Here is a 25,642-nt window from a genome sequence, read left to right as displayed (position 1 = left end):
AGTGCCGAACAACTACGAGACAAGCCCTGACGTACCGCTGAGCAGCACTGGTGCTGCCCTGACCCGCACCGAGACAGACTCTCTGGGGTCGGTCGAGATTCCGGTCGACGCCTACTGGGGCATCCACACCGCCCGCGCGCTCGAGAACTTTCCCATCAGTCGCCGGGCCATCTCGGTCTACCCCGACCTCGTGAATGCTCTTGTCATCGTGAAGCAGGCGGCGGCGCGGGCGAACGCCGAGATCGGTGTGCTGAGCGCCGAGAAGGCGCGCGTCATCGACGAGGCGTGCCAGCTGGTTCGCGACGGCCGGTTTCACGACGAATTCGTGGTGGGGGTCATCCAGGGCGGTGCCGGCACCTCGACCAACATGAATGCCAACGAGGTGCTCACGAACATCGCGCTCGGCCTGCTCGACGAACCCAAGGGCAGCTACAGCGTGCTGCACCCGCTCGACGACGTGAACCGCAGCCAGAGCACGAACGACGTGTACCCCACGGCGGTGAAGCTCGCGCTGTGCTTCGGTCTGCAGCGCCTGCTTGCCGAGCACGAGTTGCTGCGCGACTCATTCGCTCTGAAGGGCGTCGAATTCAACGACGTGCTGAAGATTGGCCGCACACAGCTGCAAGACGCGGTGCCCATGACCCTCGGGCAAGAGTTCCATGGCTTCGCCACGACCCTCACCGAAGACAACCAGCGCATGGCCGAGACGGTTCCGCTGCTCTGGGAGATCAACCTCGGCGCCACGGCCATCGGCACCGGCATCACGGCAGACCCGCGCTACGCCGACGCGGTGCGGCGGCACCTGCGCCAGCTCACCGGCTTCGAGTACGTCACGGCCCCCGACCTCATCGAGGCCACAAGCGACGCGGGGGTGTTCATGCAGCTGTCGGGCATCCTGAAGCGGTCTGCCATCAAGCTGAGCAAGATCTGCAACGACCTGCGCCTGCTCTCGAGCGGCCCGCAGGCGGGGTTCGGCGAGATCAACCTGCCGCCGCGCCAGGCCGGCTCGAGCATCATGCCGGGCAAGGTGAACCCGGTGATTCCCGAGGTGGTCAACCAGATCGCCTTCTCGGTGGCGGGTGCCGACGTCACGGTCACCATGGCGGCCGAAGGTGGCCAACTGCAGCTCAATGCCTTCGAGCCCGTCATCGCGCACTCGCTGCTGCAGAGCATCGCCTGGATGACGCAGGGCTTTCGCACCCTGCGTATCAACTGCGTCGACGGCATCACCGCGAACGTCGACCGGCTCGACCGGCTTGTCTCCACCTCGGTGGGGGTCGTGACAGCCCTCACGCCCTACATCGGCTACTCGGCCTCGTCGGCGCTGGCGAAGACGGCGCTGCTCACGGGTCGAAACATCGCCGACCTCGTGGTTGAGGCGAACCTGATGACCCGCGAGCGCGTAACCAAGCTGCTCTCACCCGCCCGGCTGTCGGGGCTCGAGACCATCACCTCGGCCATTCCCATCGTGGGCGCCGATGCCGAAGCCGTTCTCACGGGCGGCAACGCCGTGCTCAGTTCGCTGGCGGCCGCTGGCGGCGAAGGCGACGTGCCTCCCCGCGAATAGCCACGCCCTCCGAGGTGTCGCGCTCGAGCCGCCGGGCGAGAATGAGGTTGCGGTGATTGTCTCTGAGGGGCACCTGGATGCTCTCCTCAGCCGGCATCTCCCGAAGCAGTTGCCGGGCCCTCGTCAGCTCGGCGTCGACCTCCACGCCGATGACCAGCACGAGGTTCGACAGAAAGAGCCAGATCAGCGTGATGATCGCCCCGCCCAGCAGCCCGTAGAACTTGTCGTACGCGGCGAAGGTCGACACGTAGAACGAGTACCCGGCCGTCGTGAGGCTCCACGCGACGATCGAGAATGTGGCGCCCACCGACAGCAAACGGATGCGTGGGCGCCTCAGGTTCGGAGTGCCGTAGTGAAGCACAACAACAGTGAATACCGCAAGTAGCGCGAGGGCGGGCCACTTGAGCACACTCCACACCAGACTGGCCACGGGCGGCCAGCCGAGGGTTGTCACGATGGTCTTCGCCACGTCGGGGGTGATGATCACGATCACCGCGATGGTGAACAGCAGCACGATGAGCACAACTGCCTCGAGCAGCATGAGGAGGCGCAGCTTGATGAAGCGGCGGCCCTCTTCGACTCCATAGACCCCGTTGACGATGCGGCCGAACGCGGTGGCATAGCTGGCGCCGGTCCAGACGGTGAGCGCCAGGCCCACCACGAGAGTGAAGAACGGGTCGGGCATGCGTGTGAACTGCTCGAGGGCCAGCCGAGTGGTGCCGACTGTCGACTTCGGCACGAAGGTGTCGATGACGTTCAGAATGACCCGCACCGCGTCACCCTGTGGGTCGAGCAGGCCCACCGTCGAGACCACCGCGAGCGTGGCGGGAAAGAACGCCAGGGCCGAGAAGAAGGTAAGGGTCGCGCCCGCGTCGATTCCGCGATGCAGAAAGAAGCCGTGAGTGGCACGGCGCATGGCGTACAGAATCGCCCGTCGGTCGAGTGCACGAAGCGCACTGCTGGCGCGGCGCTCCCGCAGGCTGAGCCCGGAGACACCCCGCTCGCCAGCCATGCCCCCGAGCTCGCTCATCGCGGGCGAACCGCCAGCGGCAAGGCCACCCAGAGAGCCGCGAGTACCACCAGCGCAGCGATGCCGGCCACGATCGCCGCAACGTCACCGGCCACCATGTCGAACACGAACACCATGGTTCCGGTCAGTACGAGAGACACGACCGTGAGCGTCGCGATGGCCAGGCGGTTGCCGGTGTTCACGATCTGCGCCTTGGCCCGGTGCCGAAACAGCGCCCGGTGAACGCTCACCGGTGCCAGCGCGAGTGCTGTCGCGAGTGCCGCGCCCACGACGAGGCAGAGGTACAGCGTCACTTGCGCGCTGCCGAGGGTCTGGAATTTCGCCTGAAAGGGCAGTGTGAGCAGAAACCCGGTGAGAATCTGCGTACCGGTCTGAATCACCCGCAGTTCTTGCAGCAGCTCGGTCCAGTTGCGTTCGAGCTTGTCTCTTTCAGACTCGGTGAGGTCTTCGGGGCGACGACTGGTGTCGTAGGCCGACAATTCGCTCGATTCGCTCACGTTTCGATGCTAGCGGTCGAACCAGCGCCGCACGCCCGTCGACGGTGCACCGTGAGCTGTGCGCTTTAGCATGGGGTGCATGACCACCTCCACCGCCGTTCTCCACCGGTTGCGGGCCGAACTCGGCTCTCGTCTCAGCACAGACCCCGCTGAACTGCAGGGGGCTCGGGCCGACCGTTCGGGCTACACCGCCCCGGGCATGCCGCTCGCCATTGTGCGGGCCGAGAGCATCGCTGACGTGCAGGCCGTCATGCGTATCGCGACCGAGTGGCGCGTGCCGGTAGTGCCCCAGGGGGCCGCGACCGGCCTGGCCGGGGGAGGCGCCGGTTCTGACGGAGCCATCGTGCTCTCGACTGCGTCGATGAACCGCATTCTCGAGGTGGCGCTCGCCGACGAACTGGCTGAGGTCGAGCCCGGCGTCATCAACCAGGCGCTGAGCGATGCGGTCGCACAGTACGGGCTCGTGTTCTCGCCCGACCCGGCCAGCAAGGCCATCTCGACCATCGGCGGCAACATCGCCACGAACGCCGGCGGCCTGCTCTGCGCCAAGTACGGGGTCACCCGTGAGGCGGTGCTCGGCCTCACCGTTGTGCTTCCCGACGGACGGATGCTCGAGACGGGCCACCGCAGCATCAAGGGCGTCACGGGCTACGACCTCACCGCGCTCTTCACCGGCTCAGAGGGGACCCTCGGCGTCATCGTCGGGGCCACCGTACGGCTGCGGCCCATCGCCGCCGGAACCGTCGTCACGATCGGCGCGTTCTTCGACACGATCGTGGCGGCCGCCGCGGCCTCGGCTGCCGTCACAGCTGCTCGCCTTCGACCGGCCGTGATGGAACTCATCGACCATGAGGCGCTCAAAGCCATCGATGCCTTCAACGGCACCACGCTCTCGGCATCGGGCGGTGCGTACCTGCTGGTGCAGACCGATGGGGGAGCATCCGTTGACGAAGCCGACCGTATTCTCGCGATCGTCACGGGCGCGGGCGGCACGGCAGAGCTCACCATCGACCCCGAGGTCGGCGAGCGGCTGCTCGCGGTGCGGCGGAGCGTTCACCCCTCGCTCGCCGCCAGGGGTGAAGTGCTGATCGAAGACGTCTGTGTGCCGCGCTCGCAGCTCGCGGCGATGTTCGGCGAGATCGAGCGCATCGGGGCGAAGTGGGGCCTGAGCATTCCCACTGTGGCGCACGCCGGTGACGGCAACCTGCACCCGAATTTCGTCATCACGCCCGAACTGGCTCTCGCATCAGGTGAGGTGCCCGACGTGGTGTGGCAGGCCGCCGGGGAGTTGTTTCGGGCCGCCCTCGACCTCGGCGGAACCCTCACCGGCGAGCACGGTATCGGCGTGCTGAAGAAACGCTGGCTGCGAGACGAGGTGGGCACCGACAGCTTCGACCTGCAGCGGCAGATCAAGGCCGTCTTCGACCCGCTCGGCATCATGAACCCGGGCACGATGTTCTGAGCGGTGACGCTCACCCCCCTCAGCGCCGGGATAGAATAATCTGCCGGATTTTTGAGGGGTACCGAACGTGGCTTCAGCCGAACTTGACCGTGAACGTGCGTATGTAGAGAAGCTGTATGAACGGCTCGATGAACTGAGAACGGATGCCCACAAGCAGCTTCAGCGAGTTCACAGCCAAGACGTCGGTGGCAACCACCAGAGCCGCTCGGAGCGCGACGCGTTCGCGCGGGTGTTCGAAGACCGCATCGCCCAGCTGAACGAGGTCGACGAGCGGCTCGCGTTCGGGCGCCTCGAGTCGGACGCAGACGCCGACGCCGACAGAGACGCCGACCCCGACGACGACACCCCGTTTCGCTACATCGGCCGCATAGGCCTTCGCGACGAGAACCTGAAGCCGATACTGCTCGACTGGCGTGTACCCCAGGCGGGCCCCTTCTACCAGGCCACTGCGGCCACTCCGATGGGCATCCGGTCGCGGCGTCACCTGCTGAGCAAGGGCCGGCGCATCGTCAAGATCGAAGACGAGATCTTCGACAGCGAGGGCCTCACCGACGATGAGGCGAGCCAGCTTCAGGGCGAGGGTGCGCTGATGGCGTCGCTCACCACCGAGCGCACCGGTCGGATGCACGACATCGTGGCGACCATCCAGGCCGAGCAAGACCGCATCATTCGAAGCGACCTCGCTGGCGTGCTCGTCGTGCAGGGCGGCCCCGGCACCGGCAAGACCGCCGTGGCGCTGCACCGCGCCGCGTACCTGCTGTACTCGCACCGCGACCGGCTGAAGTCGTCGGGTGTACTCGTGGTGGGCCCGTCGCGCGCTTTTCTGCAGTACATCGAGGCGGTGCTGCCGAGCCTCGGCGAGACCGGCGTTGTGCTCGCGAGCGTGGGCCAGCTCTACCCGGGGGTCGACGCGATCACCGAAGACGAGCCAGAGGTCGCCGTCGTGAAGGGCGAGACCGCTATGGCGAGCCTCATCGAACGCGCCATCCGCTCGCGCCAGCGGGTACCCGCCGAGCCGCAGCAGCTCGACGTGAACGGCGAGCCGCTCACCCTCGAGCCGCACGTGATCGCGAATGCCATCGCCCGGGCCAACGAGAAGCGAAAGCCGTACAACGAGGCCCGGGTGTCGTTCGTCAAGACCGCCCTGAACGACCTCACGCGTGCCCTGGCCGCTCAGCTGCGCTCGCACGGCAACACGGTCGACGAAGACGACTACGGCATGCTGCGCGAAGACCTGCGCTCGGCGTACGACGTCAAGGTCGCGCTGAACACCGCGTGGATCCCGCTCAGCCCGCAGAAGCTTCTGCAAGACCTCTACGCCCGGCCGCAGTGGCTCGCCGAGCTGACCCCGACCTGGAGCCCAGCCAAACGCGCCCTGCTGCGCCGCGACAGAGACGCGCCGTTCACGGTGTCCGACATTCCGCTTCTCGATGAGGCGGCCGAGCACCTCGGAGAGCACAACGAGCGCTCGGCGGCGCTCGATCGGGAGAACAAGCAGCAGCGCAAGCGCGACATCGAGAACGCCGAGAACGCCATTCGCAACATGGACGTCGAGGGTCTCGTGCACGCCGAAGACCTCGCTGACAACTTCGCCGAGCTTGCCTCCCGCGGCACGACGGCCGAACGCGCCGCCGCAGACCGCACGTGGACGTACGGGCACATCGTGGTCGACGAGGCCCAGGAGCTGTCGCCGATGCAGTGGCGGCTGCTCCGCCGCCGCGGGCCGATGCGCTCGTTCACCATCGTGGGCGACATCGCCCAGGCCAGCGCGGCCGCGAGTGCCAGCAGCTGGCGAGAGGCCGTTCTGCCGCTGGTCGGCCGGGCGAAGCTCGGCGACGGCTGGCGCCTCGAAGAGCTCACGGTGAACTACCGCACTCCCACGCAGATCGCCGACGCGGCACAGCAGATGGCCGAAGAACACGGGCTGCCGGTGACCCGGTCGACGTCGGTGCGGCAGAGTGAATGGCCGATTGTGACAGTGCGGGCATCCGGTGCCGGCGATGACGTGCTCGCCCAGGCGGTTCTGGATGCCGTCACCGCCGACCGCGAGATCGACAGTCGCGGCACCATCGGTGTCATCGCTACGCCCGCCGCCCTCGACTCGGTCTTCAGTGCGCTCGCGCAGGCGTTGCCCGGCGAAACCGGCCTCGGTGCGGTCGGACTCACCCGCCAGGTCGCCGTGATGACCCCGCAAGAGGCGAAGGGCCTCGAGTTCGACTCGGTGGTGATCGTCGATCGCACGGCCATTCTCGAGGGCAGCACGCGCGGGGCGTCGGCGCTGTACGTGTCGATGACCAGGCCGACGCAGCGGCTCACCATCGTCGAACGCGGGTCTTCGCTTTGACGTCGGGGCCGCGGCCCGGTTTGATAGAGGGATGACAGATCTCAACGCAAAACCCGAAATCGAATTTCCTGACGGCCCGGCCCCCGAGGGCCTCGAAATCATCGACATCGTCGTGGGCGACGGCGCTGAGGCGGCCGCCGGCTCGACCGTCGACGTGCACTACCTCGGTGTCGACTACGAGTCGGGCGACGAGTTCGACTCGTCGTGGAGCCGCGGCTCGTCGATCAACTTTCCGCTGCGCCAGCTCATCGCCGGCTGGCAGCAGGGCATTCCCGGAATGAAGGTCGGCGGGCGCCGCAAGCTCACCGTTCCGCCGCAGCTGGCGTACGGCCCCGCGGGCGGCGGCCACCAGCTCTCGGGTCGCACCCTCATCTTCGTGATCGACCTGCTGGGCGTCAGCTAGAAAACTGCACGGCTGCTGCATCTCTGCGTCAGTTCGCTTGCCACTCGCGCCGATCCTAAGGGGTCGGCGCGAGTGCGTCGTAGGCCCTGAACCGCTTGTTCGCGCGCATCAGCACCACAATGAGTGCCATGATCACGAAACCGCCCAGCAGCGGCGGAAACCACACCGCCGCGACGGTCGCCAGAATGCCCACGTAGGCATCGCCGAGGCGTGGGCCGCCGCTGACCACCACGATGAACACACCCTGGATGCGGCCGCGCATGTTGTCGGGAACGGCCGCCTGCAGCACCGTGTTGCGAAAGATCGAACTGACATTGTCGGCCGCACCAGAGCCGGCCAGGAGGATTGCCGCAACGATCAGCGCCGGAATGTTCGCATCGTCGATCGACTCGGTCACCGGGTGCAGCCCGCCGGTGCCGAGCCTGCTCGCCACCAGCAGCACGACACCGAAGGCCGCGATGAACGCGCCGTAGACCGTGATGGCGCGGCCGATGGCCCGGCCCTGCCAGCGCACGTGACCGAGTCGCCCCGAGAAGACGCTGCTGAGCAGCGCACCGATGGCCGCGGCCGCGGTGAGAATTCCCACGGTTATCGCGCCGCCGCCGAGCAGCAGCGCGCCGACAGCCGGGAACAGAACTCGGGGCTGCCCGAAGGTCATCGCGACGATATCGACGATGAACGACATGCGCACGTTCGGTGAGCTCTTCAGAAACGCCATTCCGTCGACCAGCGACGAGAAGCCGGGCCGGCGTTTGTCGCCCTCGGGAATGATGGCGGGCAGCGCGACGATGCCGAGGAACGCGAAGACGAAGAGGGCGACGTCGACGGTGTACGTCCACTGCAGCCCCACGCTGGCGACGAGCACACCCGCGAGGGCCGGCCCGACCGTGATCTGCGCGCCCACGCTGATGCCGCCGAGGGCAGAGGCCGCGGGCAGCAGGCGAGCGGGCAGCAGGCGCGGCACGATCGACGAACGGGTTGCACCGATCACCGTCGCGGCGACCGCGATGAGGGTGGCGAGCAGGTAGAACGGCCAGACCACATCGACGTGCATCCAGGCCAGCAGGGCCAGCGTCGCGGTCGACACCCAAGCGACGATGGCCGAGATGAGCGCTACGAGGCGCCGGTCGAACGAGTCGGCGAGAATGCCGCCGTACAGCCCGAACACGATCATCGGCACGAGGGCGAAGACGCCCACCAGTGACACGGCGAAGGTGGAGTTCGTCAGGTCGTAGATGTGCAGCCCCACAGCGACGATGGTCATCTGGCCGCCGATGCCCGAGATCGCGCCGCCGAGCCACAGACGGGCGAACGCCGGGCTCTCCTTCAGCGGGGTGAGATCGACGAAGCGGCTGTGCTTAGCCGGGGCCTCGGTCAGCACAGGATGGTTCGGGTCGCTCACTATTTTTTTCGCATTCGGTTCAGTTGACTGTGGGAGGTGCGCAATGCACGCGGCCATTCGCTGGCGAGAGCGATAACCTCACCTCGCAGACGCGCATTCCCGTAAAGGACACACTATGACTCTCGCTGACGAAGCCGCTCCCGCCCTGACGGGCCTCGAACAGATGCGCGCAATGCTGGCGCTCGGTCGCCGCCCAGCCATCGGCGAGACGATGGAGTTCGACTTGGTCGAGATCGATGCGGGCAGGGCGGTGTTCGTGGGCACCCCGACGGCTCGGGTGTACAACCCCATCGGCTCGGTGCACGGTGGGTATGCCGCCACCCTGCTCGACTCGGCCTGCGGCTGCGCGGTTCACTCGCTGCTCACGGCCGACCAGGCGTACACGACCCTCGAACTGAAGGTGTCGTACCTGCGGGCCATGACGGTCGACACCGGCGAGGTTCGCGCCGAGGCCACCGTCATCAAGATGGGCGGCCGGGCGGCATTCACCGAGGCGCGACTGACGGATGCCCAGGGCCGCCTGCTGGCCACGGCCACGTCGACCCTGCTGGTCATGCAGCGCTGACACTCAGACGGTTCAGCGCCGCATGAGCGCAGACGCAGTGGGTCAGTCTTTTCGGTTCCAGTCGTCAGCCCGCTCGACATACCCGCTGACAACCTCGATGAGGTCTTTGTCGGGAACGTACGCCGGGTCGCGGTCGTACTTGACCAGTTCTTTCTGCAGTCGCTCGATCTCTTCGTCGATCTCGAGAACGACAATGGCGTTGGACTGCACCTGGTCGAGGTTCACCAGCATGTCGAGTGCTTTTTCGATGTCTGCTCGGCCACCGAATTCGTAGTTGCTCATGGGCTGAGTTTAGGCTGTGCTGGTGAGTTCACCGCAGCAGCTTCCCCTCGACAGCGATGTCGAGGTCGACGACTCCACTGCCGCGGGGCGCTTCGAAGTCGCCGTGCACCTGCGCCCGTCATCTCTCGGGTTGGTCGCACTCGGCGGTGCCGTCGGTACTGCGGCGCGCTACCTCCTCTCGGCCGCCTACCCCGCCATCGACGGGTTGCCCGTCACGACCTTCGGCATCAACCTGATGGGCGCCTTCCTCCTCGGTGTGCTTCTCGAGTCTCTCTCCCGCAGGGGCAGCGACGCGGGGCGGCGGCGAGCGCTGCGGCTTCTGCTCGGTACCGGCGTGATGGGCGGCTTCACGACCTACAGCGCGCTCTCGGTCGACACCGTGACGCTTCTCGGGGCGGGGCGCATTCTCGAGGGCATCCTGTACGCCCTCGGCACCGTGGTTCTGGGTGCCCTGGCCAGCATCGGGGGCATCGCCCTCAGCTCGTGGCTTCACACGCGTCGGCGCCGGATGCCCGCCTCGTGAACCCCGTCATGTTGGCCATCGCCGTTGCGGTGTGCGGCGGCGCGGGAGCCGTGGCTCGGTTTGTGCTCGATGGCGTGATTCGCTCGCGCACCTCGGTGCGGTACCCGGTCGGAACGACCGTCATCAACATCAGTGGTTCGCTGCTGCTCGGCCTCGTCACCGGGCTCGCGCTCGGTGCGGTCATCTCGAGCGACGTGCGGCTCATCCTGGGCACCGGTCTGCTCGGCGGCTACACCACCTTCAGCACGGCGAGCTTTGAGACGGTTCGGCTGGTGCAGGGGCGGCGGTACGGCGCGGCACTGCTGAACGGCGTCGGAATGCTCGTTGTGGCCGTGGCCGCTGCTGCCGGGGGTTTTGCGCTGGCAACACTCATGGGCTGCTCATAGAAAGCTCCGATGGTTCTTCACGTCAGCGCATGCAGACTGACAGCACGAAAGAACCATGTGGCGCCGTCGAATGTCAGGGCGGTACCACGATCACCGGGAGGCGCCAGATGAATCTGAGACAGTCGGGCAAGCGACGAGCCACTGTGGTCACCGTCGTCGTCGGGGGAGCCAGCCTGGTTGCGGCCGCCTTCACCACGGCCGCCCTGTGGGTCAGCACGCCCGGTTCGTCGAGCTCGAGCACCGTGGCGACGAGCGAGCAGAGTACGTCTGACTCTTCGGCCGCGACAAACTCCGGCAGCTCCTCCGTCTCGACCGGACGCGGCCATTCCTCGCACGCGACGTCGGGTGGTTCCTGAGATGGCCGACACGCGTGACACGGCCGACCAGCTGCCGGAGAACATCACCGCACCCGACACCGCGGCGCGCGAGTGGAGCGTGTGGAGCACCACCGCCCGGGTGGTCGTCACCGACGCCCTGGCGATCGACCGGGCATCCGAACTCGTCGCCGAGGTGCTGGGCGAGGTGGGGCGTGCCTGCAACAGGTTCTCGCCCGACTCCGAACTGGTGCGCCTGCAACCCCGGCTGCCCGAGGGTGCCGAGGTGAGTGACCTGCTCGCGCTGCTCGTTCGCACCGCGTTGGGCGCCGCGCAGTTCACCGACGGCGCCGTCGACCCCACCCTCGGCGCGGTCTTGGCCCGGCTCGGGTACGACCGTGACATCGGAGAGCTGCGGGCGCCGCGGGCCGGTGTCGGCGCGCTCTCCGACCTTCGCGGGGCAGCTGGTGCGTCTCCCGTCGTCATCCTGTCGACCTCGATTCCCGGCTGGCGGCGGGTCACTCTCATGGCCGTGCCCGTACGCCCCGATGCAGCGCCGTGCGAGGCATCGCAGCGAGATCGGCCACTGCGGAGCGCCCGCCGACACCTCCTCACTGTGCCCGCCGACCTCACCCTCGACCTCGGAGCAACCGCCAAGGCCCTCGCCGCCGACCTCGCCGCGGCCCGCGTGTTCGCCGAGCTCGGCTGCGGTGTGCTCGTGAGCCTCGGCGGCGACATTGCCACCGCAGGCGCTGCCCCCGACGGCGGCTGGCAGATCACCGTGTGCGACCTGCCCGGCGACCCGTCGTGCTTCATCACCCTGGCAGCAGGCCAGGCCCTAGCCACCTCGAGCACACAGAAGCGCCGCTGGGTGTCGAACGGGCGGGCGCTGCACCACATCCTCGACCCGGCACAGGGGCTGCCCGCCGCACCCATCTGGAAGACGGTCACGGTGGCCGCCGCGAGCTGTGTCGAGGCGAATTCGCTGAGTACGGCATCCATTGTTCGCGGGCGAAGCGCCATTGCCTGGCTCGCTCGCCGAAACACCGCAGCGAGGCTGGTGACCGCCGAGACCCGCGTTCTGAGCCTCGGCGGCTGGCCCGACGAGAACAGCGTTCACGTACGGGCGGCGGGTTGAACCATGGATGAGGCACTCTGGGCCATTGGCCGCGCAACCGGCATCGTCTCGATGGTCACGCTCACCCTGGCCGTGGTGCTGGGTATTGTCACGCGGTCGGGCCGCCCGCTGCCGGGGCTTCCCCGCTTCTCTGTGACGCTCGTGCATCGCAACCTGTCGCTCGTTTCGTGCGTCTTTCTGCTGGTGCACATCGTCTCGCTGTTCTTCGATTCTTTCGCCCAGCTCACCCTGCTCGACTTCGTCGTACCGTTCTTCGGCAGTTTTCTGCCGTTCTGGCAGGGCCTCGGAACCGTGGGAGTCGATCTTCTGATCGCGGTCGTCGTCACGAGCCTGCTGCGCAACCGCATCGGCCTCCGCGCTTTTCGCGTCGTGCACTGGCTCACCTATGTGCTCTGGCCTGTCGCCCTCGCGCACGCCATCGGCAACGGCACCAACGGTACGAGCGGCTGGTTTCTCGTCATCGCCGGCATCAGCACGGCCCTTGTTCTCGGGGCCGTGGCCTGGCGGGTCTCGGCCCGTTTCATCGAGTTTCGAACCGTTCGAACGGGTGAGGTCTCGTGACGGTGATGGATGCAGCACCACACCTCCCCGTGAACACCTCTGCGCCGCGGGGCACGGCTCGCCTGTTTCTCGCCGCGGGCACGTCGTTCGCCGCCCACCTTCGCGCGTACGGAGCACTCCCACCGACCCTCCCCGCCGCCACCCGGGCTGGTGCCGGCGCTCCCGCCGACGCAGAGACCGTCATCGAGCAGCTGCGGGCAGCCGGCCTCGACGGCCGGGGCGGCGCCGGGTTTCCCGTGTGGCGAAAACTCGCCTCCACCCGCTCACACGCCAGCGGTCGTGGTTCGCGCCCTGCCGTCGTGATAGCGAACGGCTCAGAGGGCGAACCGCTCAGCCGCAAAGACCACGCGCTGCTGAGCCTTGCGCCGCACCTCGTGATCGACGGGCTGTTGCTCTGTGCCGCGGCGGTGGGGGCATCCGATCTGCACTTCTTCACGACGGCCGAGCTTGCTCCCGGTGTGCAGCACGCCCTCGGCGAGCGGCCCGATGCCCGGCACGTGAAGGTGCTCGTCACCCCCGAGGCTTTCGTCGCGGGGGAGGCGACGGCCGTGGTGAACGCCGTCGAGCGGGCGGTCAGTGTTCCGCGCGACCACGTGTTGCATCTCAGCGAGGCGGGGCTCAAGGGCCGGCCGACACTCGTTCAGAACGTCGAAACTCTCGCCCAGCTGGCACTCATCGCCCGATTCGGGGCCGAGTGGTTTCGTTCGATCGGCACCGAGCAGGAGCCGGGAACGCGCCTGGTGACGGTCTGCGGAGACGTGGCCACGCCTCAGGTGCTCGAGGTGGCCGGTGGTACGCCACTGAGCGTACTCATTGCCGCCGCGGGTGGAGCTTCGGCACCCGTCAGTGCCGTGCTCGTCGGCGGCTACCACGGCGCGTGGGTTCCCGCCCCGGCCCTCGACACGCCCCTGTCGCGCGAAGCGCTCAGCCCCTTCGGCGCGGCGCCCGGTGCCGGTGTGGTTTTCGTTCTGTCATCTGCGCGCTGCGGGCTCGAGACGGCCGCGGGCATTGCCACCTACCTTGCCGAGCAGTCGGCCGGGCAGTGCGGTCCCTGCGTGAACGGGCTGCCGGCCATGGCCGGCGTGCTCTCCCGCATCGCCTCGCGGTCACGCGACCCGCCGTTGCCCGCCGAGGTCGCCCGGCTCGCCGACCTCGTCACCGGCCGCGGTTCGTGCTCCCACCCCGACGGCACGGCGAGATTCGTGCTCAGCTCGCTCTCGGTGTTCGCCTCGGATGTTCGCGCGCACCTGGCCTCAACCTGCGAGGTGCACGGTGCCTGACCCGCGCCCGCCCCGACCGAACGCCGCAGCCGCAGCCGCCGCGGCCGATGTCGCAGCTGACCCGACCGTCCTCCACATCGACTGGACTCTCTGCGACGGCCGCGGGCTCTGCACCGAACTTCTGCCCGAGCTGCTGGGCCGCGACGAGTGGGGCTACCCGCTCGCCCTGAACCGACCCGTCTCCGAGAGATCGAACGTTCCCGTCCAGAGGTCATTGCTGCCCGCAGCACGCGATGCGATCGCCCTCTGCCCCCGCCAGGCCCTGCGGCTCACAGAATCTGCTAAACTCACGAGGTTGCCGTCAAACGGCCGCGGATAAAGAGAGCTCACGCACCCAGCGACGAGCGCCGCGCAACTAAGAGAATAGGGGTCATCTATGCCGTTAACGCCAGATGCCAAGAAAGCCATCATCGACGAGTACGCCACCCACCCAGGTGACACCGGTTCTCCCGAGGTTCAGGTCGCAATGCTGACCACACGAATCCTCGATTTGACCGAGCACCTGAAGTTTCACAAGCACGACCACCACTCACGTCGTGGCCTGTTGCTGCTGGTCGGCCAGCGTCGCCGTCTCCTCGGCTACCTGCAGAGCGTCGACATCGAGCGTTACCGCTCGCTGATCGCCCGCCTGGGCCTTCGCCGATAGTCGCTTTGTTTGGCAGAGTGGGCCGTTCTCCTGCGGGGGAGCGGCCCATTTTCACACCATGACCATGTCACCGAACCTCCCGCCGGCCCGCGACTTCTCGCGCCCGCGCCGCGCACCCCGGCAGAAGCTGCCGCTCTGGCGCTGGGATCCGTTCCTGGTCGCCGCCGTTCTCGGCTTCTCGATTGTCGCCGCTCTCTTCCAGCGCCTCGACATCGCGGTCGTGAGTCCCATCGCCCTCACGCTGCTGCTCAGCGCGGCGGTGCTCGCCGCGCTCCTCGAGGTGCTGCCGTTCTTCGTGCCTCGCCTGCGCCGCGACGGTGAGGGCTCGCTCGCTCTGAGGCAAGAGACCGAGCTGCTGCCCCCCGGGCATCCGGTCGCCGCGGCTGGCAGCGCGCCGCGTGACAGCACCGCCCACGACAGCACCGCCCACGACAGCACGCTGCCGGTCGTGGATGCCCAGCGGCACCAGGGCAGCATCGAAGCCGCGCTGGCGAGGGGCGGCCCCGAGTTCGTGGCAGTGCTCGTTCCGCGCGCCACCGCCTGGATGGGCCGCGACTACCGCGTCGCCGTCGATCTTCTCGTGGGGGAGCGCCTGTACCGTGCGGGCTTTCTGCCGCGGGAGTCAGACCAGGCCATCGCTGCCCAGCTGGTGCCGTTTGCCGACCGGAAACAGTACCGAACCGTGCCGGTGGGCATCCGTACCACCACGAAGGGCCGCGTCATCACCGTCGACGTCGGCCCCCTGCTCGCGCCGTAGCCGGCCGGGCACGGGCCACACCCGCACGCAGCCGACTCGCGCTCAGCGTGTCTGGGCCCGGTTGAAGTACTCGTCGCTGCCCGTGATGCCGGCTCGCAGCCCCGAGTCACCGATCTGCAGCGCGAGGTTCACCCAGGTCTGTAGGCCTGACGGGTCGAGTGAGCGGCCCAGATAGACCTTGTACATCGCGTTCACGCGCTCGGTGATGGGCTCGGTCGAATCCCAGAAGCATGCGATGACCTAATCGCGACCGTTCTGGGCAGCCAGCTTCGACCAGAAGCTATAGTCTGACGCACCACACTGGCGCCCCAGCAGAGTTGGATACAGCGATGCAACAAATCCGGTGTTGGTGCTGCCGTGCTGCAGTGCTGCAAGAAGTACTCCTGCGAGGCGTACAGGCTGGTCTCGATGTCGTCGGTGGTGATCACGCCTGCGCGCATGGTATTCAGCCAGTTCACTCGGCCGCTTGGGTCAGGGGCGCGGCCCAGAATGCTCTGGTACGCCGCGTCGATGCGGTCGAGTCGGTACTCATCGCTGCCGACGAAGCCGGCTGAGATCGAGCCGCGCGGGTAGCCGGCCGCCAGTCGTGCCTCCCAGAAGTTGATGTCGTCAGACGAGGGCGCTCGACCGAGGTAGTCGCCGTACAGCGCGGTGATGTATCTCGCGTCGAGTGAGGTGCCGCCGGTGGGCGTTGCCCCGTTCGAGGCGAACAGGTTCAGTGACGAGTAGTCACCGTTGAACAAGGTCTTGGTCACCGAGGAAGACGCCCGAATCGGCGTACTGCCAGAGCGAGTACGTGTTCCAGGTGGCCGGTAGCTGGCCGGCGCCGGTCGACAGATTGTCGACCCAGTAGGCCACCAACAGCGAGTTCGAGGCGAAACTGCGGTTGCCGCCGGTGCAGAGGTTCCACCAGTTGGTGGTGGTGTAGATGGCTGGCAGCGTGCCGGTGAGCGAGAGCACAGTGTTCGAGAACTTGGTGATCCAGGCCACCATCGCGGGCTGGCTGAGGCTGTAGCAGCTGTTGGTGCCGTCTGAGGAGGTGTAAGGGTCGTACTCGATGTCGAGCATCGGTGGCAGTGTTTGGCCGTCGTTCGACCAGGTACCGCCGTGGGTGACGAAGTACGAGGCCTGCACGGCACCGGTCGACTCATACGTGTTCGCGAAGTGGTAGGCACCGCGCACCATGCCCACTTGTTTGGCATTGCTGAACTGGCTGCTGGACGAACTGCTGGTGCAGTCGTTGCTCGGTTGCCTTGATGTACACGAAGCGGGCACCGTTAGCCCACGCTGCGTTCCGGTCAGAGGAGTTCAGCTGCTGCCAGCCGCTGATGTCTATTCCGAGAACGTGTGTGCTCGAGACGGCGTTGGCTGTGGCATCCGGTGTCGCATTCTCGGGCACGGCCTGAATGCTCGCTTCGGCCGATGACCTGCCGCCCGCGGCCGACGGCTCGAACGTCGGAAGGGTCGACCCGAGCGTGTGGTTGTGCGCTGCGTTCATCTGATCGAGTGCGGAGTCGCCCGTCGGTGCGACCGGCGAACCTCCTGGGGATGTGGGAACGGGTGATGGCGACGTGACCGCGAACGACGGTGCGGCTCCGCCGAAGACGGCGACCGCAAGAGAGAGGAGGCGACGGCAGCGATGCCCAGACGCAGAGCTTTGTTCATAATGCGCAACCATATGGTGCTCCCGGCGTGCTGCCTAGGTCTGCGGCGCGCGCGCTGATAGACTGAGCTTGCAACAAATGGAGTGGGCTGGTATGCGTCTCGCTGTTCCCCCGCTCCCAGGAAGATCGTGTTCCACACGGGAACACGACGTTCTTCGCGCCGGTATGGTGCGGAACAACACAATAAGGAGAAACCCCCATATGGAGGGTCCAGAAATCAAATTCGCCGAAGCCGTTCTTGACAACGGTTCATTCGGCACCCGCACGATTCGCTTCGAGACCGGCCGCCTCGCGCAGCAGGCTCAGGGCGCTGTCGCTGCGTACCTCGATGAAGAAACCATGCTGCTGAGCGCCACAAGCGTCTCGAAGCACCCGAAAGACAACTTCGACTTCTTCCCCCTCACCATCGACGTCGAAGAGCGTTCGTATGCTGCGGGCAAGATCCCCGGCTCGTTCTTCCGCCGCGAAGGCCGCCCCTCGACCGAGGCCATCCTGGTCTGCCGTCTGATCGACCGGCCGCTGCGCCCGTCGTTCGTCACCGGCCTCCGCAACGAGGTTCAGGTCGTCATCACCGTGCTGTCGATCGCTCCTGGCGAGTTCTACGACGCACTGGCCATCAACGCGGCATCCGCGTCGAGCCAGATCTCGGGCGTTCCGTTCTCGGGCCCCATCGGTGCCGTGCGCCTCGCGCTCATCGGCTCGCAGTGGGTTGCATTCCCGAACGCCGCCCAGCTGCAGGAGGCCGTCTTCGACATCGTCGTCGCCGGTCGCGTTGTGACCGACAAGAACGGCCAGACCGACGTCGCCATCATGATGGTCGAAGCTGAGGCCACCGAGCACAGCTGGAACCTGATCCAGGCCGGCGCCACCAAGCCCGACGAGGCTGTTGTCAGCCAGGGCTTGCAGGCGTCGAAGCCGTTCATCAAGCAGCTCGTCGAGGCCCAGGCCTCACTTGCGACGCAGGCCGCGAAGCCGGTTGCCGAGTACCCCGTGTTCCTGCCGTACTCGAAGGCCTCGTACGACGCGGTCGCCGAGCTCAGCTACGACGAGCTCGTCGCCATCTACCAGATCGCCGACAAGATCGAGCGCCAAGACGCCGACGACGCGCTCAAGGCTCGCGTGAAAGAGGCCATCACAGCCAAGGTTGAGGCCGGAACGCTCGACGCCATCGTGCTCTCCGAGTTCTCGGCTGCATACAAATCGGTCACGAAGGTGGTCGTTCGCGGCCGTATCCTCCGCGACGGAATCCGCATCGACGGCCGTGGTCTCAGCGACATCCGCCCGCTCGATGCCGAGGTCGAGGTCATTCCCCGCGTGCACGGTTCGGCTATCTTCCAGCGCGGCGAGACCCAGATCCTGGGCGTCACCACGCTGAACATGCTGAAGATGGAGCAGCAGATCGACTCGCTGAGCCCCGTCACCAAGAAGCGGTACATGCACCACTACAACTTCCCGCCCTACTCGACCGGTGAGACCGGCCGCGTGGGTACCCCGAAGCGTCGCGAGATCGGGCACGGCTTCCTCGCCGAGCGCGCCCTCGTGCCGGTGCTGCCGTCGCGTGAAGACTTTCCGTACGCCATCCGCCAGGTGTCAGAGGCCCTCGGGTCGAACGGCTCCACCTCGATGGGTTCAGTCTGTGCATCCACCCTGTCGCTGCTGAACGCCGGTGTGCCGCTGCGCGCTCCCGTCGCCGGTATCGCCATGGGTCTTGTCTCCGACGAGGTCGACGGGGAGACGCGTTACGCGGCCCTCACCGACATCCTCGGTGCAGAAGACGCGCTCGGCGACATGGACTTCAAGGTCGCCGGTACGAGTGAGTTCATCACGGCCATCCAGCTCGACACCAAGCTCGACGGTATTCCCACGTCGGTGCTCGATGGCGCGCTCGGCCAGGCCAAGGCTGCCCGCACCGCCATTCTCGAGGTGCTGAACGCTGCGATCTCCACCCCCGACGAGATGGCGCCCACCGCGCCTCGCGTCATCTCGGTGCAGATCCCCGTCGACAAGATCGGTGAGCTGATCGGGCCGAAGGGCAAGACCATCAACCAGATCCAAGACGACACCGGCGCCGACATCTCGATCGAAGACGACGGTACCGTCTACATCGGTGCGGTTGATGGCCCCTCGGCTGAGGCCGCTCGCATGGCGGTCAACGCCATCGCGAACCCCCTCAACCCCGAGGTCGGCGAGCGCTTCCTGGGTACGGTCGTCAAGATCGCCACCTTCGGCGCGTTCGTCTCGCTCATGCCCGGCAAAGACGGCCTGCTGCACATCAGCGAGGTTCGTAAGCTCGCCGGTGGCAAGCGTGTCGAGAACGTCGAAGACGTGCTCGGCGTCGGCCAGAAGATCCAGGTCGAGATCACCAAGATCGACGATCGCGGAAAGCTGTCGCTCGCTCCGGTGATCGACGAGGCCGAGCTCGACAATAACCTTGTTGCCGTCTCTGCCGACACCGAGGGTTCCGCCGCCCACAGCGAGGGCCCCTCGGCTCCCGCCGAAGGCTAGTCACCTCGCGCTGCAGCACGATCGCAGCGCACGTACCACCCGCCGCGCCGACGCCCAGCGTCCTGCGGCACCGGATGCCCGTCACCCTCCTCGCCTGCGAGAAGTGGTGGCGGGCATCCGTCGTTCCCCGGGTCTGCCCACCTGATGCCGAGGTAAACTCACCCAGTGAATCACGAGCGTGAGCGTATTCGGGCAATGGAGGGGCTGCGGCTGGCATGCACCGCTGCCGAAATTGCCTTTCCCCGGTACGTCGAGTGGTCAGCATCGCCATTCGGCGGCGCTCTGGCCGACGCGAGGCTGTTTGCCCGGTGCACAGCTGACCGCTCGTGCGCAGGCGAACCGCACGAGTCTGATGTCGACCGGGTGTGGTGGCGGGTGCGCGAACGGCTCGTCGAGCGTTTTGGCGCTGCACGTGTCGATCAGGCCACCGAGGCAGCCTTCGCGGAGCCCGCATTCGTGCGCTCCGAACGGGTCTTCGACGCATTGTGCGCCGATGTGCCGCCTGAGGTTGTGTGGGGCACCGGCGAGGGCGGGTCGCTGCTCGCCAGAACGCGCACCGTGGAACTGCTTTCGGGGTTCAGTGCCGAAGGGTACGGCGCGTGGCAGGGGTACGCGATGATCGCCCACAGCACCGAGTGGTGTTGGCTCCGCCGTGCCTACGCTGTTTTTGTGCTGCCGCCCGGGTAATGGGCTTGTACCACGCGGGCCGCTGGGCGACGGACATCGGCCAGAGCCTTGTTGTGAGGCAACGGCGGCGGCATGATCAGGATGAGAGAGAAGGCATCCCATGAGCCGCATTGCTGCAACAACGAAGTCAGTCCAGTTCTCGGAGTTCGGCGGGGTCGAGGTTCTTGACCTGGTCGAGACCGCGATGCCGCACCCGGGCCCAGGCGAAGTTCTCGTCGAGGTTCTCGTGGCCGGCATCAACCACATCGAAGCCTATATTCGGCGAGGGCTCTTCGCTGACGAGGTCGCCACGGCGAACCCGCAGACGCAGGGCAGCGACTTCGCTGGCATCGTGCTCGAGGTGGGGGAGGGCGTGACCAAGTTCCGCCGCAACTCCGAGGTTCTGGGGCACGCCCGCATGAGCTCGCAGGCCTACCACGTGGTCGTGTCGGCAGACAATCTGGTGGAGAAGCCCCGCCAGCTGGCGTGGGAAGTCGCGGGTGCGCTTTTCCTCGCGGGTCTGGCGGCTCACGAGCTGATCGACGCGGTGCACGTCTCAGAGGGTGAGACCGTGGTCGTATCGGCCGCCGCGGGCGGTGTGGGCAGCATGGAGGTACAGCTGGCAAAGGCGCGCGGAGCGAACGTCATCGGCACCTGCGGTGAGCGCAATTTCGACTACCTGCGACAGCTCGGCGTGAAGCCGGTCATCTACGGCGACGGCATCGTCGAGCGTATCGAGAAGCTCGCGCCCGACGGGGTGGCAGCGTACATCGACAACTTCGGGCAGGACGGCAGCGAGATCGCCGACAAACTCGGCGTCGACAGCAGCCGCTTCCGCTCGAGCAATGACCGCAAGATCATCGAACTGGCGGCCATCACCCCCGACGCCGAGCTGGCCCGGCACAACACCCAGGTGCTTGAGAAACTCACCAAGATGACGGCCGAACACAGCCTGACCGTTCTGATCTCGGGCTACTACCCCATTCATCTCGTGCGTCAGGCCTTCGACGACCTCGAGAAACACCACGCCAGAGGCAAGATCGTTCTCGGCATGAGGCCGGCCCACAACGTCAGTGTGATGAAAGCACGCGACATAGCGGATGCCCGGCCCTGAGTCCATCCCTCCCGCTGCGACGCCACCCGCGCCGCGCCCTCCGGGGCACCGTCAGCCCCATCGGCTAGGGTGGGCAACGATGAACGGTGCTGTTGCTCTCCCACTTGACCTGCCCGAACTCTCTCTGACCGCGTCGGGGGAGGCCCTGGTCAGGCGATCGGTGCTCCCCAGCGGGGTGCGCATCCTGAGTGAGCGGGTACCGGGTGCCCGCAGCGCCACCATCGGGTTCTGGGTGGCGGTGGGTTCGCGAGATGAGCTCGGTGCCGAAGCTGCTCGAGGCTCGGGCGCCACGTTCGTCGACGCACTGCCGTCGCGGTTCGGCTCCACGCACTTTCTCGAACACCTGCTGTTCAAGGGCACGCCGAAGCGCAGCGCCCTCGACATTGCGGTGGCCTTCGACGAGGTCGGCGGCGAGCACAACGCGCTCACCGGCAAGGAGTACACCTGCTACTACGCCAAGATCCAGGACAGTGACCTGCCCATGGCTGTGGCAGTGCTGGCCGACATGTTCACCTCGTCTGTTCTTGACGAGACCGAGTTCGAGAACGAGCGCGGCGTCATTCTCGAAGAACTGGCGATGGCCGACGACGACCCGAACGATGTGGTGGGTGAGAGGTTGTTCGAGGCGGTGCTGGGCGAGCATCCACTTGGCCGGCCCGTCGGTGGCAGCAATGACACGATTCGCGCGGTCACCCGTGACGCCGTATGGCAGCACTACCTCGCGAACTACCGCCCGAACGACCTGGTCGTGACTGTGGCCGGTGCCGTCGACCACGACGAGCTCGTCGGGCTGGTGGTAGCTGCCGTCGAGAGCGCCGGGTGGGATCTCTCGGTGCCCGCCCGCCCCGTCGAACGCCGCGGTGCCGACTCGGCCACGGTGACCCGTGGCTCGGCCCTCTCGCTCACGACCCGCCCCAACGAGCAGGCCGTGCTGATGATCGGCTACCCGGGCTTCGTCGCCTCAGACGACCGCCGATCAGCCCTCAGCGTGATGAACTCGGTGCTGGGCGGCGGCATGTCGTCGCGCCTGTTCCAAGAGGTGCGCGAGAAGCGCGGGTTGGCCTACTCGGTGTACTCGTTCGCGTCGGGATACTCTGACGCGGGGGTGTTCGGCATGTACGCCGGATGCTCGCCGAAGAACGCGGGTCGCGTCGCCGACCTACTCGTCGCCGAGTTCAGCCGGCTCGCACTCGACGGCATCACCGACCTCGAACTCGCGCGCGCCCGCGGGCAGCTCTCGGGCTCGGCCGCGCTCGCGCTCGAAGACTCCGACACCCGTATGTCGCGCCTCGGCCGGTCAGAGATCACCACAGGTGAGTTCGCCGACCTCGACGAGGGGCTCCGCCGCCTCGACGCGGTCACCACGGCCGACGTGCAGCACCTCGCGCAGCTGATCGTCGCTCGACCGCTGTCGATCGCCGCCGTCGGGGCTCTCGACGCAGACGCCTTCTCACAGGTGGTGACCGCGTGACCCAGGGGCACGTTCTCTACCTCGTTCGCCACGGTGAACAGGTCGATGCCGAGTACGGCGTCGCCGACGGGCCGCTCTCGCCCCGCGGCGAACGCCAGGCCCGGTTGATTGCCGATCGGCTGGGCGGCGTGCCGTTCAACAACGTCTGGCACTCGCCACTTCAGCGCGCGGCCGAAACTGCAGCCATCATGGGTCAGCAGCTGCCGGCCCTCGACCCCAAGCCCACGGCTCTGCTGTTCGACTGCGTGCCCACCGAGTACTCACCCGAGATGCCGAAGACCTTCGAGCCGTTCTTCAACGCAGTCACAGACGAGGAGGTCGATGCGGGTCGGGCGCAGATGTCCGATGCGGTGGCAGAGTTTCTGACCCCCTCGCGGGAGACCACCCATGACTTGCTCATCACGCACAACTTCGTCATCGGCTGGTTCGTTCGCGAGGCCATGAGTGCACCGCACTGGCGCTGGGTGGGTGTGAACCAGGCGAACTGCGCCCTCACGATCATCCGGTACCGCAGCGGGCGCATGCCCGAGCTGGTGACCCACAACGACCTCGGCCACCTGCCGGTGGAGCTCCGTACCGGCCTGACCGACCCGCAACCGTACTAGTCCGCTCTTCGCGGCTGCAGCTCTGGCTGCGGCCGGGCCAGAGCCAGAGCTGCGCTTGGTAGATTGGATCACATGACAACGAAGGTCGCCATCGTCGGCGCGACGGGCACGATGGGCACGCTGGCCGCTGGCCTCATCGAAGCCAACCCAGAATTCAGCGTGTTCGCCTCGCTCGGCTCGAAAGACAGCTTCGACGGCATGCTCGGTGCCGATCTGGTGCTCGACGTGACCGTTCCGGGTGTGAGCCAGAGCGTGGTCGACTTCGCGGTGTCTCACGGTATCAACGTGCTCGTCGGTACGTCAGGATGGTCGGGCGACCGTATTCTCGCCCTCGAACACCTTCTGCGGGCCACGCCCGACGTGGGCGTCGTGATCGTGCCCAATTTCTCGATGGGATCGGTGCTCGCCACCGCTTTCGCCGCCATGGCCGCCCAGTTCTACGACTCGATCGAGATCATCGAGGCGCACAGCGCGTCGAAGCTCGACTCCCCGTCGGGCACAGCCGTGCGCACGGCCGAGCTGATGGCTGCCGCCCGGTCGGGAGTCGGCCCGGTGTCAGCACCTCACACCGACCAGCGCGCCCGCGGCCAACAAGTGGCCAGCGTGCCCATTCACAGCTTGCGGCTGCAGGGCGTCATAGCCAAACAGGATGTCGTGTTCGGCGGCACCGGCGAAGTTCTCACCCTCAGCCACGAGACCATCTCTTCGAGCGCATACGAGGCCGGTATGCTGCTGGCCCTCCAGGCTGCTCGCACGGCCACGGGTGTCACGGTCGGTCTCGACAGGGTGATTGATCTGCCGAAGCTTCTTGCGGCCAGAACGGCGGCAGACCCGCAGCGGGGCGACGAGAAGTGGGCGCCGGTACCCGAGCAGGTCTCGGGTCAGGCCGCTCGGGTGACGAGCGCGTGAAGAGTCGCATCGCCGCGTTCGTGATGGCGGCGCTGCTCATCGTCTATCTCGCGCTCGTCTTTCAGCACGCAGTGTTGTTCATCGGTACCGGTCAACCTGCCGGGGTCGGCATCGGGCTCGCGCTGCTCGTCATGCCGATCGTGGGTGCGTGGGCGCTCTACCGCGAGCTGCGGTTCGGCTTCACCACCCAGAAGCTGGTGGGCATCCTCGAGAGCGAAGGCGGCTTGCCCGTCGACGACCTGCCGAAGCGCCCGAGCGGCCGGCCGTTCCGCGCAGAGGCCGATGCCGAATTCGACGTCTATCGCGATGAGGTCGAGGCTGCCCCCGGGAGCTGGCGCGCCTGGTTTCGGCTGGGGCTGGCGTACGACGCGAGCGGTGACCGCAAGCGTGCCCGCAAGGCACTGCGACAGTCGATCGCGTTCTACGAGGCCGACGCGAAGGCCCCTGCCGCACAGTGATGCGCGGTGCGGTGCGCCGAACCGGGCCGGGAGCGAACTACTGAGCCAGAGCCTGGTCGAGCGTCGCGCCGAGGTCGGTGTCGGCGAAACTGAAGCCGTCGGCAGCGAGCAACTCTGACGACTGGTTCTGGTCGGCCAGAATAAGCTCGCGCCCCGCGTCTGCAAGTGCCGTCGTGATGGCCCAGCGCGGCGCCGGAAGCCAATACGGCCGATGTACCCGGTGCGCGATCTCCCGCATGATCTCTGCGGCTGTCGCCGAGATGGGAGCCGCGAGGTTCACCGGCCCGGAGAGCTGGGAGGTGATCAGGTGGCGAATCGCAGCCGCCTCGTCGTGCAGGCTGATCCACGGCCAGTGTTGCCTGCCTGAGCCGAGGGGCCCGGCCCCGCCGAGCTTCGCAATCGTGCTGAGAGTCGACACGATGCCGCCCTGGCCGAGTACCACACCGGTACGAAAATTCACCACGCGGCTGGCAGGGGAGGCGATGCGCGAGGCCCGTTCCCACGCATCCACGACCTTGGGCAGAAAGCCGGTGCCGACGCTCGACTGCTCGGTGAGAATCTCTCCCGGTCTGTCGCCGTAGAAGCCCACCGCAGACCCGCTCAGAAAAACCTCGGGCGGGTTCTTCGCCTTGGCAATCACACGGGCAAGGGTGTTGGTGGCGTTGACCCGCGACTCGAGAATGGTGCGTTTGTACGCCAGAGTCCAGGGCAGACGCGAGATGGATGCCCCCGACAGGTTCACGACGGCATCTGAGCGTTCGACCGTCTCTGAGTTGAGCCAGCCCGCGTCGGGATCCCACATGCGTTCGTTCGGGTTTCGGGTGGGATGCCGCACCAAATGCACGACCCGGTAGCCGTCAGCCACCAGCTGCCGTGTCAACTCCGTGCCGATGAAGCCGGAGCCACCCGAGATGAGTACGGTCTTGTCGTTCGTCTGCACGCTGCCACAGCCTTCCGGTTCGGATCTTCAACACTACCCGCGCAGGCCACGCCGTGCCTGCTCGGGCCGCGTATCCTGTGGGGCCACGCACGGTATTCGGCTCGCACGTGTGGTGGCGCTTCAGAGGCGCAGTCGGGCATCCAACTCATCGTC

The 25,642-nt window shown here is 67.0% G+C and carries 30 protein-coding genes; 21 read left to right on the top strand and 9 right to left on the bottom strand.

Annotated features, from left to right (window positions below):
* The first annotated feature begins 37 nt into the window (after positions 1 to 37).
* Positions 38 to 1,567, top strand: a complete 1,530-nt coding sequence (locus D4765_RS04095; protein WP_136640971.1) for an aspartate ammonia-lyase — start codon at positions 38 to 40, stop codon at positions 1,565 to 1,567.
* Here D4765_RS04095 and D4765_RS04090 read toward each other — a convergent pair.
* Together D4765_RS04090 and D4765_RS04085 are read right to left on the bottom strand one after the other, a co-directional pair.
* Positions 1,515 to 2,597 carry a YihY/virulence factor BrkB family protein gene (locus tag D4765_RS04090; protein ID WP_136640938.1) on the bottom strand — a complete coding sequence of 361 codons (1,083 nt, stop codon included), beginning with the start codon at positions 2,595 to 2,597 and terminating at the stop codon, positions 1,515 to 1,517. The genes D4765_RS04095 and D4765_RS04090 overlap by 53 nt on opposite strands.
* On the bottom strand, positions 2,594 to 3,094 hold the full coding sequence (locus D4765_RS04085; RefSeq protein ID WP_237280247.1) for a DUF6328 family protein: 501 nt from the start codon (positions 3,092 to 3,094) through the stop codon (positions 2,594 to 2,596). Before D4765_RS04085 ends, D4765_RS04090 begins: the two co-directional genes overlap by 4 nt.
* A gap of 79 nt (positions 3,095 to 3,173) precedes the next feature.
* Between D4765_RS04085 and D4765_RS04080 the strand changes: the two genes are divergently transcribed.
* The 3 genes from D4765_RS04080 (at position 3,174) to D4765_RS04070 (ending at position 7,303) form a co-directional block, all read left to right on the top strand.
* The gene (locus tag D4765_RS04080; RefSeq protein WP_136640937.1) at positions 3,174 to 4,556 is read left to right on the top strand and encodes an FAD-binding oxidoreductase; all 1,383 of its coding nucleotides are present in this window, start codon (positions 3,174 to 3,176) and stop codon (positions 4,554 to 4,556) included.
* 67 nt (positions 4,557 to 4,623) lie between these two features.
* Positions 4,624 to 6,900: a UvrD-helicase domain-containing protein gene (locus D4765_RS04075; RefSeq protein ID WP_136640936.1), complete on the top strand. Its 2,277-nt coding sequence runs from the start codon at positions 4,624 to 4,626 to the stop codon at positions 6,898 to 6,900.
* 31 nt (positions 6,901 to 6,931) lie between these two features.
* Complete coding sequence (locus D4765_RS04070) at positions 6,932 to 7,303, top strand: FKBP-type peptidyl-prolyl cis-trans isomerase (protein WP_136640935.1); 372 nt, start codon at positions 6,932 to 6,934, stop codon at positions 7,301 to 7,303.
* Positions 7,304 to 7,358: 55 nt separating this feature from the next.
* Here the strand turns inward: D4765_RS04070 and D4765_RS04065 are convergent, their stop codons facing one another.
* Positions 7,359 to 8,705, bottom strand: coding sequence for an MFS transporter (locus tag D4765_RS04065; protein ID WP_237280246.1), 1,347 nt, complete (start codon positions 8,703 to 8,705; stop codon positions 7,359 to 7,361).
* A 115-nt stretch (positions 8,706 to 8,820) separates the two neighbouring features.
* Between D4765_RS04065 and D4765_RS04060 the strand changes: the two genes are divergently transcribed.
* Complete coding sequence (locus D4765_RS04060; protein ID WP_136640933.1) at positions 8,821 to 9,270, top strand: PaaI family thioesterase; 450 nt, start codon at positions 8,821 to 8,823, stop codon at positions 9,268 to 9,270.
* 42 nt (positions 9,271 to 9,312) lie between these two features.
* Here D4765_RS04060 and D4765_RS04055 read toward each other — a convergent pair whose 3' ends face one another.
* Positions 9,313 to 9,552 (bottom strand): hypothetical protein, encoded by a 240-nt coding sequence (locus D4765_RS04055; RefSeq protein ID WP_136640932.1) that lies wholly within the window; start codon positions 9,550 to 9,552, stop codon positions 9,313 to 9,315.
* A gap of 22 nt (positions 9,553 to 9,574) precedes the next feature.
* On the opposite strand from D4765_RS04055, the gene crcB (D4765_RS04050) reads away from it, so the two are divergent.
* From crcB (D4765_RS04050) to D4765_RS04010, 9 genes are all read left to right on the top strand, one after another.
* Positions 9,575 to 10,075, top strand: coding sequence for a fluoride efflux transporter CrcB (gene crcB, locus D4765_RS04050; RefSeq protein WP_338054619.1), 501 nt, complete (start codon positions 9,575 to 9,577; stop codon positions 10,073 to 10,075).
* Between the two features lie 8 nt (positions 10,076 to 10,083).
* A complete protein-coding gene (crcB, locus tag D4765_RS04045) occupies positions 10,084 to 10,461 on the top strand; it encodes a fluoride efflux transporter CrcB (protein ID WP_136640968.1) in 378 nt (125 codons plus the stop codon).
* 107 nt (positions 10,462 to 10,568) lie between these two features.
* A complete protein-coding gene (locus tag D4765_RS04040; RefSeq protein ID WP_136640931.1) occupies positions 10,569 to 10,817 on the top strand; it encodes a hypothetical protein in 249 nt (82 codons plus the stop codon).
* A 1-nt stretch (position 10,818) separates the two neighbouring features.
* On the top strand, positions 10,819 to 11,913 hold the full coding sequence (locus tag D4765_RS04035; RefSeq protein ID WP_136640930.1) for an FAD:protein FMN transferase: 1,095 nt from the start codon (positions 10,819 to 10,821) through the stop codon (positions 11,911 to 11,913).
* A 3-nt stretch (positions 11,914 to 11,916) separates the two neighbouring features.
* Positions 11,917 to 12,474: a ferric reductase-like transmembrane domain-containing protein gene (locus D4765_RS04030; protein WP_136640929.1), complete on the top strand. Its 558-nt coding sequence runs from the start codon at positions 11,917 to 11,919 to the stop codon at positions 12,472 to 12,474.
* Between the two features lie 5 nt (positions 12,475 to 12,479).
* The gene (locus D4765_RS04025) at positions 12,480 to 13,754 is read left to right on the top strand and encodes an NADH-ubiquinone oxidoreductase-F iron-sulfur binding region domain-containing protein (protein WP_136640928.1); all 1,275 of its coding nucleotides are present in this window, start codon (positions 12,480 to 12,482) and stop codon (positions 13,752 to 13,754) included.
* Entirely contained in the window at positions 13,747 to 14,073 is a 327-nt protein-coding gene (locus D4765_RS04020) for a ferredoxin (RefSeq protein WP_237280245.1), read from the top strand. The genes D4765_RS04025 and D4765_RS04020 overlap by 8 nt, the downstream gene beginning before the upstream one ends.
* A gap of 57 nt (positions 14,074 to 14,130) precedes the next feature.
* Positions 14,131 to 14,400: a 30S ribosomal protein S15 gene (gene rpsO, locus D4765_RS04015; RefSeq protein WP_104243121.1), complete on the top strand. Its 270-nt coding sequence runs from the start codon at positions 14,131 to 14,133 to the stop codon at positions 14,398 to 14,400.
* A gap of 64 nt (positions 14,401 to 14,464) precedes the next feature.
* Positions 14,465 to 15,157: a hypothetical protein gene (locus D4765_RS04010; protein WP_136640926.1), complete on the top strand. Its 693-nt coding sequence runs from the start codon at positions 14,465 to 14,467 to the stop codon at positions 15,155 to 15,157.
* Between the two features lie 42 nt (positions 15,158 to 15,199).
* Here the strand turns inward: D4765_RS04010 and D4765_RS19115 are convergent, their stop codons facing one another.
* From D4765_RS19115 to D4765_RS19600, 4 genes are read right to left on the bottom strand one after another with little or no spacing between them, the layout of a single operon-like run.
* Positions 15,200 to 15,352: a hypothetical protein gene (locus D4765_RS19115; protein ID WP_161580354.1), complete on the bottom strand. Its 153-nt coding sequence runs from the start codon at positions 15,350 to 15,352 to the stop codon at positions 15,200 to 15,202.
* Positions 15,349 to 15,912 carry a DUF4214 domain-containing protein gene (locus D4765_RS19110; RefSeq protein WP_161580353.1) on the bottom strand — a complete coding sequence of 188 codons (564 nt, stop codon included), beginning with the start codon at positions 15,910 to 15,912 and terminating at the stop codon, positions 15,349 to 15,351. Before D4765_RS19110 ends, D4765_RS19115 begins: the two co-directional genes overlap by 4 nt.
* Complete coding sequence (locus tag D4765_RS04000; RefSeq protein ID WP_237280244.1) at positions 15,887 to 16,342, bottom strand: GH25 family lysozyme; 456 nt, start codon at positions 16,340 to 16,342, stop codon at positions 15,887 to 15,889. The genes D4765_RS19110 and D4765_RS04000 overlap by 26 nt, the downstream gene beginning before the upstream one ends.
* Positions 16,305 to 16,655, bottom strand: a complete 351-nt coding sequence (locus D4765_RS19600; protein WP_237280243.1) for a hypothetical protein — start codon at positions 16,653 to 16,655, stop codon at positions 16,305 to 16,307. The genes D4765_RS04000 and D4765_RS19600 overlap by 38 nt, the downstream gene beginning before the upstream one ends.
* 367 nt (positions 16,656 to 17,022) lie before the next feature.
* Between D4765_RS19600 and D4765_RS03995 the strand changes: the two genes are divergently transcribed.
* The 7 genes from D4765_RS03995 to D4765_RS03965 all read left to right on the top strand — a co-directional run bounded on the left by D4765_RS03995 (position 17,023) and on the right by D4765_RS03965 (position 24,549).
* Complete coding sequence (locus D4765_RS03995) at positions 17,023 to 19,326, top strand: polyribonucleotide nucleotidyltransferase (RefSeq protein WP_136640924.1); 2,304 nt, start codon at positions 17,023 to 17,025, stop codon at positions 19,324 to 19,326.
* A gap of 165 nt (positions 19,327 to 19,491) precedes the next feature.
* Positions 19,492 to 20,013 carry a hypothetical protein gene (locus tag D4765_RS03990; RefSeq protein WP_136640923.1) on the top strand — a complete coding sequence of 174 codons (522 nt, stop codon included), beginning with the start codon at positions 19,492 to 19,494 and terminating at the stop codon, positions 20,011 to 20,013.
* A gap of 100 nt (positions 20,014 to 20,113) precedes the next feature.
* On the top strand, positions 20,114 to 21,106 hold the full coding sequence (locus D4765_RS03985; protein ID WP_136640922.1) for an NADP-dependent oxidoreductase: 993 nt from the start codon (positions 20,114 to 20,116) through the stop codon (positions 21,104 to 21,106).
* A 79-nt stretch (positions 21,107 to 21,185) separates the two neighbouring features.
* Positions 21,186 to 22,577: a M16 family metallopeptidase gene (locus tag D4765_RS03980; protein WP_136640921.1), complete on the top strand. Its 1,392-nt coding sequence runs from the start codon at positions 21,186 to 21,188 to the stop codon at positions 22,575 to 22,577.
* A complete protein-coding gene (locus D4765_RS03975) occupies positions 22,574 to 23,182 on the top strand; it encodes a histidine phosphatase family protein (protein ID WP_136640920.1) in 609 nt (202 codons plus the stop codon). The genes D4765_RS03980 and D4765_RS03975 overlap by 4 nt, the downstream gene beginning before the upstream one ends.
* A 72-nt stretch (positions 23,183 to 23,254) precedes the next feature.
* Entirely contained in the window at positions 23,255 to 24,091 is an 837-nt protein-coding gene (gene dapB / locus D4765_RS03970; protein WP_136640919.1) for a 4-hydroxy-tetrahydrodipicolinate reductase, read from the top strand.
* Positions 24,088 to 24,549 carry a hypothetical protein gene (locus tag D4765_RS03965; RefSeq protein ID WP_162849199.1) on the top strand — a complete coding sequence of 154 codons (462 nt, stop codon included), beginning with the start codon at positions 24,088 to 24,090 and terminating at the stop codon, positions 24,547 to 24,549. Before dapB ends, D4765_RS03965 begins: the two co-directional genes overlap by 4 nt.
* A 37-nt stretch (positions 24,550 to 24,586) precedes the next feature.
* Here the strand turns inward: D4765_RS03965 and D4765_RS03960 are convergent, their stop codons facing one another.
* On the bottom strand, positions 24,587 to 25,489 hold the full coding sequence (locus D4765_RS03960; RefSeq protein WP_136640918.1) for a TIGR01777 family oxidoreductase: 903 nt from the start codon (positions 25,487 to 25,489) through the stop codon (positions 24,587 to 24,589).
* Between the last annotated feature and the right edge of the window lie 153 nt (positions 25,490 to 25,642).

The sequence above is a fragment of the Subtercola vilae genome, assembly GCF_004923255.1.
Lineage (GTDB): Bacteria > Actinomycetota > Actinomycetes > Actinomycetales > Microbacteriaceae > Subtercola > Subtercola vilae.
The sequence above is the reverse complement of the archived record's forward strand: the minus strand, read 5'-3'. Positions and strand labels throughout refer to the sequence as shown.